Origin of the sequence: Chryseobacterium gossypii, from assembly GCF_041361455.1 — a bacterium.
Taxonomy (GTDB): Bacteria; Bacteroidota; Bacteroidia; order Flavobacteriales; family Weeksellaceae; genus Chryseobacterium; species Chryseobacterium gossypii.
Window position 1 is genome coordinate 281767 of the sequence record NZ_JBGCUR010000001.1, and the last position, 14567, is coordinate 296333.

The window sequence follows — 14567 nt, forward strand, 5'->3', positions numbered from 1 at the left end:
GCATGATGATCGTCCGATCATCGGATTAGTGTATCCGCCTATGAAATTCAGAACAGAAGTTAGCATTCCGGAATCAGGGAGGAAGATTGAGCTTGAAGATAAAATATTTTCAATAGGATCATGCTTTGCCTCTGAAATGTCAGACCTGCTTCAGAAAGGACAGCTTCAGACGGTTAGTAATCCGTTCGGGACGGTCTTTAACCCGTTCTCGATCAATAATGCGATACAAAAACTTCATGATGCGGACTTTTATACAGAAGAGGACCTGATCATTTTCAACGATGAGTTTATCTCTCTGGACCATCATACCAGTTTTGATACCCGGTATATCCACCAGACACTGGAAAAGATCAATACGGAAATAGAAAAAGGAAATCAGTTTTTACAGGAAACCGGTTGGGTGATCATCACCTACGGAACCTCTTTTATTTATGAATTTATTCCCAGGAAAAAGCTGGTGGCCAACTGCCATAAGATTCCACAGAAGTTTTTTGAAAAAAGGCTGCTGTCACATGATGAGCTTACGGGCTCAATCTATAATACCATTCTGAACCTGAAAGATATTTGTAAAGAAGAAGTTCAGATCCTGTTTACCGTTTCACCTGTGCGGCATACAAAAGAGGGAATGGCTGAAAACCAATGGAGCAAGTCGAAGCTGATTACAGCTGTTCATGAAGTGGTTTCAGGATCCGATAACTGCCATTATCTGCCGGTCTATGAGATCATGATGGATGATCTCAGGGATTACCGTTTTTATAAGGAAGATATGATCCATCCCAATGCACAGGCCGTAAACTATATTTTTGAGAAATTTGGCAAAGCTTATTTTTCGGAAGACACCAAAGATTTTATAGAGGAAAATTTCAGGATCGCTAAAGCTTTGGAACATAAAACCAGCGACGAAAAAGATCCTAAATACATTGAGTTCAGAGAGAAGCTTAAACAAAGGATTGAAGCCCAGCGGAACAAAGTAAAGCATAAAATATTTTCAAATGATTGACTTTACAAGGCTTGATTATTTGAAAAACGGTAACGAGAGGCAAAAAAGAGCTTATGAAGTTCTTTCGGAAAGCCGGCTTTTTGAAAAACTGAAAAAATATTCGCCGGTTCTGGCAGGAACGATCCCGCTTGGAATTGATGTTGAAGGAAGCGATCTCGATATCATCTGTGAGGTGAATCCCCGGCTTGAGGATGACTTTGTGGCTGATCTGGCATTAAATGAAGCAGTACCGGAAAACTCCCGGGTCAGAATAGAAAGGATGATTATTAACGGAGAAAAAAGTATTATCGTGAATTTTATGCTTGATGAATTTCCGGTTGAAATTTTCGGTCAGAACAAGCCGGTGACCGGGCAGAATGCATACAGGCATATGATCGCCGAATACAAGATATTAAAAGAAAAAGGCAGGCATTTCAAACAGAAGATCATAGAATTGAAGAAAAAAGGCATCAAAACTGAGCCGGCTTTCGGAATGTTGCTGAACCTGCAGAACCCTTATGAAGATTTATTAAAATTTTAAAAACATGATTGATACCCATACCCATCTATATGCTGAAGAATTTGATGAAGACAGGAAAGAAGCTATTCAAAGGGCTTTGAACAAAGGAATAACAGAGTTTTACCTTCCTGCTATCGACTCAGAGTCCCATGAAAAGATGCTCCGTCTGGAATCTGAATATCCCGGAAAGATCCATGCCATGATGGGGCTGCATCCCTGTTATGTAAAGCCGGAAACCTGGGGAAAGGAACTGGAGATCGTTAAAAAATATCTTGACCGGAGGCATTTTCCTGCTATTGGGGAGATCGGGATCGACCTGTATTGGGACAAAACAACTTTAGATATTCAGATAAAAGCTTTTGAGCAGCAGATCGACTGGGCCATTGAAAGGGATCTTCCTATAGTGATCCATACAAGAGAAAGCTTCGATGAAACCTTTGCCGTGTTGGAAAGAAAGAAGCATCCCAGACTCCGCGGTATTTTTCATTGCTTTTCAGGAACTCTTGACCATGCAAGGCATGCCATTGACCTGAACTTCATTCTGGGGATCGGTGGAGTAGTGACTTTCAAGAATGGCAAAATCGACCAGTTCTTACATGAAATCCCGCTGGATAAGATTGTTCTGGAAACGGATTCGCCTTATCTGGCCCCTGTTCCGCACAGGGGAAAAAGGAATGAAAGCGCATATCTTGATCTGGTGGCAGGAAAGCTGGTGAATGTTTACGGCAAAGACTTCTCAGAGATAGACCGGGCTACTACCGAAAATGCGAGGAAAATATTTGTTCATGCATAAAATAAATAAAGCTTTCCGGATCCGGAAAGCTTTATTTATTTTTTTCTTGTGAAATTTTTATTCTTAGGCTTTTTATAGCCTACCGCTTCAATGGCACTTTTCTTATTGGTAACCTGTTTGGGCTTTTCCGTGCCTGCGGGAACAGGCTTATTATTGGAATCCCTTTTCTGGGCTACAAGATTATCCGTATGGAACGGGTGATTTTTTATTACCGGTATTTTCATCCCGATCAGCTTTTCCGTATTTTTCAGGTTCAGCAGGTCCAGGCCATCAACAAAAGAAATGGATGTTCCCTCCGCACCGGCTCTTCCCGTTCTTCCGATCCTGTGGACATAGGTCTCGGAAACATCGGAAAGCTCAAAATTGATCACAAATTTTAATTCGTCAATATCAATTCCACGGGCCGCAATATCAGTAGCTACCAGAACCCTGGTTTTTCCGGATTTGAAATTATTTAAAGCGTTCTGCCGGGCATTCTGGGACTTGTTTCCATGGATGGCTTCCGTGGAAATGTGGCTTTTCTGAAGCTTTCTGGCAATCTTGTCCGCCCCGTGTTTCGTTCTGGCAAATACCAGTACGGAATCAGAGATATCATTTTGAAGGATGTGGGTAAGAAGATTGAGCTTATTCTCCTTTTCGACAAAATATACCGACTGCTTAATGGTTTCTGCCGTAGAAGAAACCGGAGTTACTTCAACCTTTACGGGATTATTCAAAATGGAATCCGCAAGCTTTTGGATTTCGGCAGGCATGGTAGCGGAAAAAAATAAAGTCTGCCTTTTTTGGGGTAAAAGCTTGATCACTTTTTTTACATCATGTACAAAACCCATATCCAGCATTCTGTCAGCTTCATCAAGGACGAAAATCTCAAGGTTTTTCAGACTGATGATTCCCTGTGAAATAAAATCGAGTAACCGCCCGGGTGTTGCTACCAGGATATCAACGCCTTTTTTCAGCGCTTCTTCCTGTTTTCCCTGCTTTACACCTCCGAAAATCACCAGCTGTTTCAAAGGAAGGTATTTTCCGTAAGCATTGATGTTTTCCTCAATCTGTATCGCCAGCTCCCTGGTGGGAGTGAGAATAAGGGCTTTTATGTGGTGGCCTGGGGTCTTATGCCCAGAAAGGTTTTGTAAAATGGGGATAGCAAAAGCTGCCGTCTTTCCGGTACCGGTTTGTGCGCACCCTAAAAGGTCCTTACCTTTCAGTATTTCGGGGATTGATCTTTCCTGGATGGGAGTAGGGTGGATATAGCCTTCTTCCTGAATTGCTTTTGCAATAGGTTCTATAAGTTTTAGGTCTGTGAAATTCAATGAATTATTTTTAAATTTAAAATAAAAATTCCCTCATCCTGAAGGAATTATCTTTTGCAAAGGTAGTCTAAATATTTTTAAGTGGATCAGTTCACTTTTGTCCATTGCTGATTGTGCCTTAAATCCTCGAAAAACTTATATATCTCGACAAGCTTTTCACTTCCTCTCTTCCCGTAGTCTTCTATGTTCTTTGAAGTTCCGTCCGCAAAGCGGATTCTTAAATAAGAAGAAGGAAGGTCCGTGATATTGTGGTTTCCGTATTTGTCATTCAGAGTTTTAACATCCAGGCCGTCCAGTAAAGCAATCAGCTTATTATAATCGGCTTCTTTGATCGTTCCCTTGAAAGTTCCTTCGCGGGGCTTAGAAAATTCGTCTTTTGAAGGCTTATCATTAAAATTAAAATGCTCGGCTTCAAAAACTGCGGTTCTGTCCGGGTTGATGGTCATTTTAAAAACCGGGCAGAATCCGAAGCAGGGAGTAGCCTCATATTCGATCTTAGAATATTTGGAGTCCATCTTTTGGGAATTGCATGAGAGTAAAAAAACAAATGCGAAAAGTCCTAATAAATATTTCATAGTTTAAATTTGGGTGGGATCTTTCAATAATTGTTCCAAAATAGTATGGACAGAGTTATCCATGAAGTTTTTTCCAGATCGCATCCTTCAGCTCCATAAGGCCTTCACCGGTAACACCGGAAAAAAACAAAGGCTGGCGGTTTTCAGGAAACTCTGCTGCGATCTCTTTTTTCAGCTCATCATCCAGAAGATCGGATTTAGATATCGAAATAATAAAATCTTTGTCTAAGAGTTCCGGATTGTACTCATTCAGCTCATTTTCAAGAATTTTAAACTCCTGGAAGTGATCTTCGGAATCTGCGGGAATAAGGAACAATAAGATGGAGTTTCTTTCAATATGTCTTAAAAACCTGTGTCCCAGGCCTTTCCCTTCTGCCGCGCCTTCAATAATCCCCGGAATATCGGCCATGACAAAAGATTTGTAATTCCTGTAATCCACAATGCCCAGATTAGGCGTTAAGGTGGTGAAAGCATAATCGGCGATTTTAGGTTTGGCAGCTGAAACAGATGCCAGAAGGGTAGATTTTCCGGCATTCGGAAAGCCTACCAGCCCCACATCGGCCAGGATTTTAAGTTCGAAGACGATATAGCCTTCCTCTCCCGGGAGCCCGGGCTGTGCATATCTTGGCGTCTGGTTGGTCGAAGATTTGAAATGCTCATTTCCCAGGCCTCCTTTTCCGCCATGCATCAGGATCACCTCCTGCTTATCTTCCAAAATCTCTCCCATGATCTCACCCTCTTCATTTTTGGCAATGGTGCCTATGGGAACTTCAATGTAAACATCGGCTCCGTCGGCTCCGGTAAGCTGGTTCTTTCCTCCGTTTTCACCACGTTCAGCTTTTACGTGGCGTGTATAGCGGAGAGGAAGTAAAGTCCATTCATTGGCATTACCTTTCATGATGATGTGTCCGCCGCGGCCTCCGTCACCACCATCAGGGCCTCCTTTTGGGATGTACTTTTCCCGGCGGAGATGCGCAGAGCCTGCTCCACCATGGCCGCTTTTACAATGAATCTTTACGTAATCTACAAAGTTTGACATTTCTTATCATTAGGAGCCATAAGATGATTATGGGTTATGGATTGCAAAAAACTCATAACTCATAGCTTATGGCTTTATCTTTAACTATTTTATTTTTTCTACTTCAGCGAAAAGCTTTCTGGAAATTTCATCAATTTCACCTACGCCGTTTACCTCTACATATTTCCCCTGCTGTTTATATAATTCGGCAACCTCTGCTGTTTTCGCGTAATATTCCCTGATTCTGTTTTCTATGATCTCTGCATTGCTGTCATCTGATCTTCCGCTCGTTTCTCCTCTTTTCAGCAGTCTTTCCACCAGGATTTTGTCTTCCACCACCAGAGACAGGCAGATATCGATCTTATCGTTCAGTTCTTCCTTCACGATCTTCTCCAAAGCTTCGGTCTGGGCAACGGTCCTCGGATACCCGTCAAAAATAAATCCGTTGGTATCGGTAGGCTTTCTGAGCTCATCGATCAGCATATCCGTTGTTACCTGGTCAGGAACCAATTCCCCTTTATCGATATAAGATTTCGCCAGTTTACCCAATGCGGTATCATTTTTCATATTATATCTGAAAAGATCACCGGTTGAGATCTGTTTTAAATTGAATTTTTCGATCAAGTGCTGAGCTTGTGTTCCTTTTCCACTTCCTGGAGGCCCGAACAGAACAATATTTATCATTTTTATTTAGATATATTTGATTTTTAGTATGTCTGAATTATTCATTGATTCTTCCTTCTTCCAACTGATACAGGTCGGGAAGGTTCCTTCCCAACTCATCATAATCCAATCCGTATCCGAGTACAAATTTGTTTGGAATTTCTTTTCCGATGTAATCCAGCTTGAAGTCTTTTTTATAAACTTCAGGCTTTAGCAGGAATGAAGCCAGCTTTACGGATTTCGGACGTTGTGTTTCCTTGAAATATTTAAAAAGGCTTTCAACCGTATTTCCCGTATCCACAATATCCTCTACAAGAATGATATGGCGGTCTTTTACGTCCTTCGTCAGTTCCATTTTCTGGTAAACGATCCCTGTGGATTCCGTTCCCACATAGGAGCTCATCTGTATGAATGCGATTTCACAATTCCCGGGATAATATTTCAGAAGGTCCGAGAAAAACATGATCACTCCGTTCAGTACGCCGATGAAAACAGGGACTTCATCCTTATAGTCTTCATAAATCCTTAATGCTGTCTCTTTTACAATCTTCTGAATTTCAGCGTCCTTTAGATACGGGACGAAAGTTTTGTCGTGAACCTTAATACTTTCCATAAAATTTCTAGTAGGAGGCAAAGTTACGGATTTTTGATGAAAATATTTTACTGCTTTTGAAGTAAGGAAATGTGGCCGGATTATATTAATATGTCATCCAGGATACAGCAAAGGATCCCGGAATTTAAAAGTTTCATCCTTGTATTGCATTACCAAGGAGTAAGGTTTACCGGTTTTAAATATAATTTAAAATTATTATCTTTGCCCGTACAAAACCCAAAACAACAGACATGTAGGATATAATTTCTTTCCGTTTTATTGAGCAATAGCCGGCAGCGTTATTGAAGTTTTAACCTTAATAAGAAAGAAATCATGCTTTTTCTACATAATATATCCTTTGGGTTTCCTGCAGGAAATCTGCTTTTCAATTCTATAAATTTAACGGTACAAGCCCACACAAAATCAGCCCTTATCGGTAGCAACGGTACGGGGAAATCTACCTTGCTGAAAATCATTGCCCGTGAAATTGAACCCCTGGAGGGAATGGTCAGCAGCCAGGGAGGAATATTCTATGTCCCCCAAATGTTCGGGAATTTTAATCATCTGACGGTTGCAGAATGTCTGAAAATCGATAAAAAATTAGAAGCTCTCCAAAAAATTATCAATGGGGAAGTGGATGAAATGTATTTTGAAATTTTGAATGACGACTGGGACATTGAAGAACGTTGCCAGTATGCTTTACAACACTGGAAACTTGAGAATGTAAGCTTACATCAGAAACTTGAAAGCCTGAGTGGAGGGCAAAAAACAAAGGTCTTTCTTGCCGGGATTCAGATCAGCCAGCCGGATATTATTTTACTGGATGAACCTACCAACCATCTCGATATGGAAGGAAGAAACCTGCTGTATGAATTTATCGGTAAGACCCATTCAACGATGGTCATGGTGAGCCATGACAGAATCTTACTGAATCTGGCCGATACGATTTATGAGCTGAGCAATCAGGGAATTTCCGCATATGGTGGTAACTATGACTTCTATGCTGCACAGAAGGAAGTGGAGCAGGAGGCCCTGCAAAATGACATTCATGCCAAGGAACGCGCTTTGAAAAAGACCAGGGAAAAAGAAAGGGAAACCCTGGAACGAAAGCAGAAGCTGGATGCTAGAGGGAAAGGAAAGCAGGAGAAATCCGGAGTGGCAAGGATCATGATGAATACATTACGGAACAACGCGGAGAAAAATGCCTCAAAATTAAAAAGCATCCATGCAGAGAAGATCAATGACCTTTCCGGTGACTTAAGGGAACTACGTTCGTCCATGAGAAATTCCGATCAGATGAAAGTGAATTTTGATAACCCTGACCTGCATTTGGGAAAAATGTTGATTGCAGCAGAGAACATCAATTTCAAATACGGTGAAAAAAAACTTTGGAAAGAAAATCTCAGCCTTGAAATCCGAAGCGGTGACCGGATTTGCATTAAAGGTTCCAACGGTTCCGGGAAAACAACGTTGATCAGATTGTTATTGGGAGATTGGGAGCCATCGGCTGGGAAAATTACGAGATCGGATTTTCAAACGGTTTATGTTGACCAGGAATATTCTTTAATTGATGGAAATTCTACCGTATATGAGTTTGCCCAACAGTTCAATGATAACGCGATGCAGGAATCTGAGGTGAAAACATTGCTGTCAAGATTTTTGTTCGGAAAGGAAGCCTGGGACAAAAGATGTAGTGTCCTGAGCGGAGGGGAACGCCTGCGGCTTCTTCTGTGTGGACTTTCCGTCAGTCATAAGGCTCCCGATATGATTATTCTCGATGAACCGACGAATAATTTAGATCTTCAAAATGTAGCGATTCTCACAAACTCCATCAAAGATTATCAGGGAACTTTGCTGGTGATCTCGCATGATAAGATTTTTCTGGAGGAGATTGGGGTGAGTGGTGAGATTGTGTTGGAAAGATAAAAAATTGAATATTGAGTAAAACTTTTGGTATTTTTTCGTTTATTTATTGCTAATATACAATATAAACCAATCAAGAAACGGGAAACCGTATGATTTTCACCCCATTCAAAAATAAAATCCACCTCAAATTTGCTCACCCAATTTTTTAAAAGTAATTTTGCACGAATCTAAAATAATAGTAAAATATGTCAACTTACGTAGTTGTTGGTCTTCAGTACGGAGATGAAGGTAAAGGAAAAATCACGGATGTTTTATCGGCAAAATCAGATTACGTTGTACGTTTCCAGGGAGGGGACAACGCAGGTCATACGGTTTATGTAGGCGATGAAAAATTTGTTTTGCACCTTCTTCCGTCGGGAGTTCTTCAGTGCAAAGGGAAGTGTATCATTGCGAACGGAGTAGTGGTAAACCCTAAATCTTTTATTAAGGAGGTTAATCAGATAGAAAGCAAGGGGCTAAGAACCGATCACATTTTTATCAGCAGAAGAGCGCATGTGATCATGCCTTACCACATTTTATTGGATACTTACCGTGAAGAAGAGCACGGAGGAACACAGATCGGAACTACTAAAAAGGGGATCGGACCCTGCTATGAAGATAAGATCGCAAGGGTGGGCATCAGAATGGTTGACCTTCTGAATCCTGAGATTTTAAGAGAGAAAATTGAGAAAAACTTAAAAGTAAAAAATTCTCTTTTTGAAAAATATTACGGAAAGCCAACACTGGACGTAGAAGAGATTTACAATGAATTTTTAGAGATCGGGAGACAACTTCAGGATAGAATCGTTGATACGGAGCTGGAACTGAATGAAGCCATCCACGAAGGTAAAAACGTTTTATTTGAAGGAGCACAGGCGTTGATGCTGGATATTGACTTCGGAACTTATCCGTATGTAACTTCATCTTCTCCATCCACGGGAGGCGTTTGTACCGGAGCAGGGGTTCCACCGACATCCCTTCAAAATCTGATCGGGGTTGCCAAAGCATACTGCACAAGAGTAGGGAACGGCCCTTTCCCGTCAGAATTAGACAATGAGCTGGGAGAAAAGATCAGACAGATCGGAGGTGAGTTTGGTGCCACAACAGGCAGACCGAGAAGAACAGGCTGGCTGGACCTTGTTTCCTTAAAGCATGCCTGTATGATTAACGGAATCAACAATCTGGTGATTACAAAATTAGACGTTCTTACAGGAATTGATACCCTGAAAATCGTTATCAAATATAAAACGGAAGACGGAAAAATCATCGATTACTTTACTTCTTCAACGACCAAGCTGTACGACTACGAAGCGATTTATGAGGACCTTCCGGGCTGGACGGAGGATATTACAAAAGCCAGAAGCTATGACGAGCTCCCTGAAAATGCTCAGAAATACATCGAATTTATTGAGCAGTATCTGGGAATCAATGTTTACCTGGTTTCTGTAGGACCTGAAAGAAGCCAGAACATTATCAGGAAAGAGCTATTTTAATGGCAGAAAACCGGAAAATAAAATCCTACGGATTTCATAAATCCACAGAGAAAACCGTGAGCCCATGAGATCCGTAGGATAAGTTGTTTTCAATGCACAGGTTGGCAGTGCGCTGAACCCGTCAGCTATTAGTTTTTTGAATATTTCGCATAGGCCTTTGCAAGCTTCTCATCATATTTATTTTGCCTGTAGCCTTCGCCATTGTAGCCTTTGGCAAAAGCAGCCCAGTTTTTATTCCTCAGATGAATCAGAAGTCCGTTTCTGTCCAGGAACTTTCCGAATGCTTTCAGATGCTCACCCTCGTTGATCTCCATCTTTGAGACGAAATCATTTACATCGCTGTAGCCTAAATCTCTGGCATTGAATCCCATGATCTGGAAGCATCCCCAGGAAGCCGAAGATAAGGCCGCATCTTTGAACCTGGTATCGCTTCCCAGGCTGATAGCCTCATTTAGCCTGTCGTATTCCTTTACGCCTCCCTGATAATAGATTTTTGTCCATTTCGGGTATAAAATATCTTTGCTGGAAGCATTGTAATACTGATTCGGATCAATTTCCCTTTTCTTAAGTTCCCTCCAGAAAATATGGCCTTCAAACAGGATTTTGGGCTTGTTATTGATCAGGAAGCCTTTTCCGCTGCTTTCAACTTCATTAACAGCTTTTACGGCTGCCAGCTCTAAACCGTACCGGCTTGCAAAGCCAACCAGGTCGCTTTCTTTTAAAAATTTATCCGTTGAAGGAGTAGAAGCCGTATTTTTTTCAAGCAGTACCGCCCAGGTTTTCATTCCTACAATCCCGTCTACCACTAAGGCATTCTTTTTTTGAAAATCTTTCACGGCAGCATCTACTTCCAGGGAAAAGGAATCGGAAATTTTAATATCGTATCCCAGCTTGTAAAGGATCTCACAAAGGGTGAGAACTTCCGGGGCCTTAGCGTAATATCTTAAAAGTTTCATGGCAAAGTTTTTATTGGTAGTTATGAATTATGAGTTATATGTATTCTTGTTTTGCTCTTTTACCCTGCAGGTATTTTCGGCATTCTTTCACAGATCATTCCGATCAGAAAGAACGACCTGAATTTTACTTCCTCCCGCTGGAGTTTGTATTCCAATGTAAGCGGGGTGGCATTGGTTACACTGAATTTCTCATTTAAAACGGCATAATCATCAATTCTCAGTTCTACGCTATATTCTCCGATATCAATAAGCTGATTGATGATTCCCGCCTCATTGGTTTCAATCTCATAGATCCTGTTGTTATTGATTCCCTTTATGGAAATTGCACATTTGTAAACAGGGTCATTGTTGGCTTTATCGAAAACCTTAAATTGTACGTTTGCACCTGCTGGTGGTGGAGGTGGCGGTACAGGTACGGTGGGATATTTGGGGCCCCATGTGCCCCATGGTGTTTTGATAGGTCCCGGGACCGGAGTTACCGGTTTTACGGGTGTCACCGGCTGTACAGGGCTTGCTCCGTGTACAGGCTTGGGATTCAGATTCCTGATTCCGCTTAAAATATTCCCCATGTTGATTTTACCGGCAGTGGCTGCGGCTGCTTTTATTGTCTCGGGCTGCGCCGGTTCAGCTGTTGCCCTGGCTGCAGGACCATTTTCCATGACCGGTTTTACGGTTTCAGCAGGCGGAGATTTTCTTGCCATATAATTCAGCTGATCAGACTTGATGGTCTTAACGTTCGTAATGGCTTTTAAAAATTTCTGATTGTTATTCTTATTAACAAAAACCTGCTGCTTCATCACGAGCGGCCCGAAATAAACCAGCTGGTTAGGATTACTTACCACATCACTGCTGATCAGCGGATCCAGAATGATCTTAAGATTTTTGATCAGCATCATGGTTTTGGGGAAGGCAGGAAGCTTAAAATCGGTGGAGATCGTCTGCCCGTCCGATATTTTTTTAGGCTCGTTCCATTCAAAAAGTTCTGACAGCATGAAGTTTTTATTGAACCAGTTCCGTTTCAGATGAACAAAGGAAAGGTCAAATTCCACAGCCTGGATCATACTTTCATCATAATCAATGGATAAAATTTCTGACGGAAGGTTTTCATTACTGCCTTTGGCGGTTTGAAACAAGCTTTCCAGCTCATTTTTTTCAATCCTCATATTGTTCCATCCCGATTCATTTTCCATAAAATCATACGGAATGAAATTAATATCGTGAATAGACGAATTGCTGATGATATCTGTTTTTTCGGCCGCCTCAAAAGTGTTTTTTGCGTTTTGGGCCATAGCCACATACAGATCTGCTTCAGAAGCTTTGTTGATCCTGGCCAGTTCCTTTTCGATCAGGTCCTTGTTTCCTTTTACCTTCCATTCCGAAAAGGCAAGCTCTTTTATATTGTTGAGGTTGATTAATTTGTCGTTCCTGTTGCTCTTTTCTTCCTCTGTTTCCAGTCCGTCGGATGCTTCAAGATGAGCGGTGATATTATTCACGGCATCTTCATAAAGAGATCTGTATTTTTTGTAGGCTTTAAACTCTTTGGTATCTGCGTTTTTAGCATCAAAAAGAACAGCACTTTTACTTTCCAGGACTTTTTCCAGGTGTTCTTCTATGTTCTTCACACGGTTTTTTTCCAGAATATCCCTATAAATGTCAAAAAGAGAATTATTGGGGTTGAGATCCCAAAAATTTGGAGAAATCGGAACCGAGTTGAGCTCATAGGCTACATTCTGTTTTTTAATGATGGATAAAGCTTTTTTCTGATCATCATTCAGCAGGCTTGATGGTTTCAGAAGCTCCAGTTCCTCGTTCTCATAAACCCTTAATGACGGGCATATCATAGGGAGGTCATTTTCCATTGAGCTTTGAGACATATAGATATCCCTGAGTTTCTGGTAAACGGCAACAAAATATTTCATGGCTATTAGTTTATTTTAAGATAACCGGCAGAAATTCCCTGCCGGCTATTCTTGTTGAAGATATATTATGATTTTCCGTCAGTCCATTTTTTGATATTTGGATTCGGATCCGGAGATTTAGGGATTACATGGCATTTGTAGCCGATGATATAGATCCCGTCAGACGTCAGTTTTTTACCGCTCCATTTAGAGTTTGATTTTACATCCTGATTGTCGTAACTGTAGTTTCCTCCGAATACGAAAGGCCCTATTCCCACTGCTGCACCTGAATTTACAGAGTTTTTAACATCGGTATATGCTGAGCTGTTGTTGCTGAAATCCAGACAAACATCCTTCGCAATGATGAGCTCGGTAATGATGGAAGGCATCAGCCCTTTGCCTTTACCGTCACTGATGATGTCTCCGTTCAGGGTTTGCGGTGAATTTTCATGCAGTTTCCAGTATTTGGATTCCACGAACTGCTCGCTGAACCAGCCTCTTTCCACCCTCACTTTTCCCAGCTTGAAGGAAATCTTCATATTGGTATAGTCGGTATTGATCTTAGTTTTTTCATGTTTTCCGCCTCCTTTTCCGCCGATGGAGAAAATACCCAGGCTGAATCCTGCGGCAGCTCCCCAATTGTGAACGGTCTTGGAATAATCATAATTGGATTCACCTTCAACGATCGTTACAGTAGGCCACCCTTTGGATTCTTTCAGGGCATTGGCGGCAACAGGAATGGAAGGAGAATAGTTGGTATAATCCAGGATCCTTGTTCTCTGGCTGTTTCTGAATTCAGCCTGAAGCCTTTTCTTGATCACAAGCATATGCTTTTCTTCAATCTCGCTGAGATAATTCTGGATCCTTTCCACCGCTTCCTTATACCCTAAAGATTGCCATGCCTTTAAGGCTGCATCCTCACGCTTTTTCATATTCTTTCCGTCAATGGAGAGTTTGGCCATAGCTTCCGGGTCTCCGTTGTCGGCAGCGGTCCTGATTTCGTTATTCGCATCCACTACATCAAAATATTTCATCTGGTACTCAACATATTTTGCATAGGTAGGAGAAACAAAGGTCTGGAAGATCTCAGGCTTGTTCATATCATCAATCGGGGCTGTTTCATCAAAGTCAGGATTCTTTACCTTTTTGATTTTGAAAAGCTTATCCCTCAATGAATTTAATTTTTTCTCTATTTTTTCATCTATCTCGGTATCCACTACCACAGACCATTGTAAAAGATCCTCATATACTTTAGAGACCCTTTTTTGAGAGTCGTTCATAATGCTCATGATCGTAATCTCTCTTCCATTCCCGCTTTTTGTAAGAGGAGGCAGCTGGGACGGGATTACATCTACCATGGCTGCGAACTGCTCCATTTGAAGGTATTTTTTAAATTTGCTGCTTGATAAGGCATTCTGATAAGCCTCCATGTCTATTTTAGGATTTCCGTTAGCATCAAGAACAGGTTTTCCTGTTCCGTCAAGCAAAGGTTTTGGAGACGGAGCATCCCCAAAAAGTCCATTTAATGCATAGTCGAAAGTATCCTCTGTAAGCGTAACACCTACAGGGTCGAATGCAATGAAATCATTAGGTCCTAAAGAATCCGGATTTCCTCCGTTGGTTACAGTGTCATACACTTGTTTTAAAAGCATGCTCATTAATGAGTTCGATTTTGCTTCCTGAGTTAAAGTTGGCATAATTATAAGTTTTTTAATTTTTCTTGCTTACTCTTTTCGGTTTTCGGCATCCCCGTTTTGTATGGTACAAATCTATTATGGCTGCAAAAGAAAATGTTCAGTGATTTTCCGATTTCTGGGATGTGGTTTTTACTGTTTTTTACTTTATGTTGTTTTTTCAGAGGCTAT

The 14567-nt window shown here is 41.3% G+C and carries 13 protein-coding genes; 5 read left to right on the forward strand and 8 right to left on the reverse strand.

The genetic code is table 11. The features are described 5' to 3' along the window. Positions 1 to 40 precede the first annotated feature (40 nt). The 3 genes from ABMQ40_RS01420 to ABMQ40_RS01430 are packed head-to-tail and all read left to right on the forward strand — an operon-like array spanning position 41 to position 2292. The gene (locus ABMQ40_RS01420) at positions 41 to 1000 is read left to right on the forward strand and encodes a GSCFA domain-containing protein (RefSeq protein ID WP_370895766.1); all 960 of its coding nucleotides are present in this window, start codon (positions 41 to 43) and stop codon (positions 998 to 1000) included. Then, positions 993 to 1520, forward strand: a complete 528-nt coding sequence (locus tag ABMQ40_RS01425; protein ID WP_370895768.1) for a DUF4269 domain-containing protein — start codon at positions 993 to 995, stop codon at positions 1518 to 1520. Before ABMQ40_RS01420 ends, ABMQ40_RS01425 begins: the two co-directional genes overlap by 8 nt. Before the next feature lie 4 nt (positions 1521 to 1524). Then, a complete protein-coding gene (locus ABMQ40_RS01430) occupies positions 1525 to 2292 on the forward strand; it encodes a TatD family hydrolase (RefSeq protein WP_370895770.1) in 768 nt (255 codons plus the stop codon). A gap of 35 nt (positions 2293 to 2327) precedes the next feature. Here the strand turns inward: ABMQ40_RS01430 and ABMQ40_RS01435 are convergent, their stop codons facing one another. From ABMQ40_RS01435 to hpt, 5 genes are all read right to left on the reverse strand, one after another. Next, positions 2328 to 3602: a DEAD/DEAH box helicase gene (locus ABMQ40_RS01435; RefSeq protein ID WP_370895772.1), complete on the reverse strand. Its 1275-nt coding sequence runs from the start codon at positions 3600 to 3602 to the stop codon at positions 2328 to 2330. Between the two features lie 86 nt (positions 3603 to 3688). Beyond that, positions 3689 to 4177 (reverse strand): DUF6438 domain-containing protein, encoded by a 489-nt coding sequence (locus ABMQ40_RS01440; RefSeq protein WP_370895774.1) that lies wholly within the window; start codon positions 4175 to 4177, stop codon positions 3689 to 3691. Between the two features lie 55 nt (positions 4178 to 4232). Next, positions 4233 to 5216: a GTPase ObgE gene (obgE, locus tag ABMQ40_RS01445; RefSeq protein WP_370895776.1), complete on the reverse strand. Its 984-nt coding sequence runs from the start codon at positions 5214 to 5216 to the stop codon at positions 4233 to 4235. A gap of 84 nt (positions 5217 to 5300) precedes the next feature. Then, positions 5301 to 5879 (reverse strand): adenylate kinase, encoded by a 579-nt coding sequence (locus ABMQ40_RS01450; RefSeq protein ID WP_370895778.1) that lies wholly within the window; start codon positions 5877 to 5879, stop codon positions 5301 to 5303. 37 nt (positions 5880 to 5916) lie between these two features. Continuing rightward, entirely contained in the window at positions 5917 to 6471 is a 555-nt protein-coding gene (gene hpt / locus ABMQ40_RS01455) for a hypoxanthine phosphoribosyltransferase (protein WP_370895780.1), read from the reverse strand. A 312-nt stretch (positions 6472 to 6783) separates the two neighbouring features. Between hpt and abc-f the strand changes: the two genes are divergently transcribed. Together abc-f and ABMQ40_RS01465 are read left to right on the forward strand one after the other, a co-directional pair. Beyond that, positions 6784 to 8376 (forward strand): ribosomal protection-like ABC-F family protein, encoded by a 1593-nt coding sequence (gene abc-f, locus ABMQ40_RS01460; protein ID WP_370895782.1) that lies wholly within the window; start codon positions 6784 to 6786, stop codon positions 8374 to 8376. 185 nt (positions 8377 to 8561) lie between these two features. Next, positions 8562 to 9848 carry an adenylosuccinate synthase gene (locus tag ABMQ40_RS01465; RefSeq protein WP_370895784.1) on the forward strand — a complete coding sequence of 429 codons (1287 nt, stop codon included), beginning with the start codon at positions 8562 to 8564 and terminating at the stop codon, positions 9846 to 9848. A 128-nt stretch (positions 9849 to 9976) separates the two neighbouring features. Here ABMQ40_RS01465 and ABMQ40_RS01470 read toward each other — a convergent pair whose 3' ends face one another. The 3 genes from ABMQ40_RS01470 to ABMQ40_RS01480 all read right to left on the reverse strand — a co-directional run bounded on the left by ABMQ40_RS01470 (position 9977) and on the right by ABMQ40_RS01480 (position 14399). Beyond that, complete coding sequence (locus ABMQ40_RS01470; protein WP_370895786.1) at positions 9977 to 10804, reverse strand: N-acetylmuramidase domain-containing protein; 828 nt, start codon at positions 10802 to 10804, stop codon at positions 9977 to 9979. Between the two features lie 59 nt (positions 10805 to 10863). Beyond that, complete coding sequence (locus ABMQ40_RS01475; protein WP_370895788.1) at positions 10864 to 12723, reverse strand: hypothetical protein; 1860 nt, start codon at positions 12721 to 12723, stop codon at positions 10864 to 10866. Between the two features lie 65 nt (positions 12724 to 12788). Beyond that, positions 12789 to 14399: a hypothetical protein gene (locus ABMQ40_RS01480; RefSeq protein ID WP_370895790.1), complete on the reverse strand. Its 1611-nt coding sequence runs from the start codon at positions 14397 to 14399 to the stop codon at positions 12789 to 12791. Positions 14400 to 14567: the final 168 nt, after the last annotated feature.

What these genes read in the sequence shown, in the direction of transcription:
- ABMQ40_RS01480 (WP_370895790.1), bottom strand. Translation starts at nt 14,399, where the DNA reads ATGCCAACTTTAACTCAGGAAGCAAAATCGAACTCATTAATGAGCATG.
- ABMQ40_RS01440 (WP_370895774.1), bottom strand. Translation starts at nt 4,177, where the DNA reads ATGAAATATTTATTAGGACTTTTCGCATTTGTTTTTTTACTCTCATGC.
- ABMQ40_RS01465 (WP_370895784.1), top strand. Translation starts at nt 8,562, where the DNA reads ATGTCAACTTACGTAGTTGTTGGTCTTCAGTACGGAGATGAAGGTAAA.
- ABMQ40_RS01450 (WP_370895778.1), bottom strand. Translation starts at nt 5,879, where the DNA reads ATGATAAATATTGTTCTGTTCGGGCCTCCAGGAAGTGGAAAAGGAACA.
- obgE (WP_370895776.1), bottom strand. Translation starts at nt 5,216, where the DNA reads ATGTCAAACTTTGTAGATTACGTAAAGATTCATTGTAAAAGCGGCCAT.
- ABMQ40_RS01425 (WP_370895768.1), top strand. Translation starts at nt 993, where the DNA reads ATGATTGACTTTACAAGGCTTGATTATTTGAAAAACGGTAACGAGAGG.
- ABMQ40_RS01475 (WP_370895788.1), bottom strand. Translation starts at nt 12,723, where the DNA reads ATGAAATATTTTGTTGCCGTTTACCAGAAACTCAGGGATATCTATATG.
- abc-f (WP_370895782.1), top strand. Translation starts at nt 6,784, where the DNA reads ATGCTTTTTCTACATAATATATCCTTTGGGTTTCCTGCAGGAAATCTG.
- ABMQ40_RS01420 (WP_370895766.1), top strand. Translation starts at nt 41, where the DNA reads ATGAAATTCAGAACAGAAGTTAGCATTCCGGAATCAGGGAGGAAGATT.
- hpt (WP_370895780.1), bottom strand. Translation starts at nt 6,471, where the DNA reads ATGGAAAGTATTAAGGTTCACGACAAAACTTTCGTCCCGTATCTAAAG.
- ABMQ40_RS01470 (WP_370895786.1), bottom strand. Translation starts at nt 10,804, where the DNA reads ATGAAACTTTTAAGATATTACGCTAAGGCCCCGGAAGTTCTCACCCTT.
- ABMQ40_RS01430 (WP_370895770.1), top strand. Translation starts at nt 1,525, where the DNA reads ATGATTGATACCCATACCCATCTATATGCTGAAGAATTTGATGAAGAC.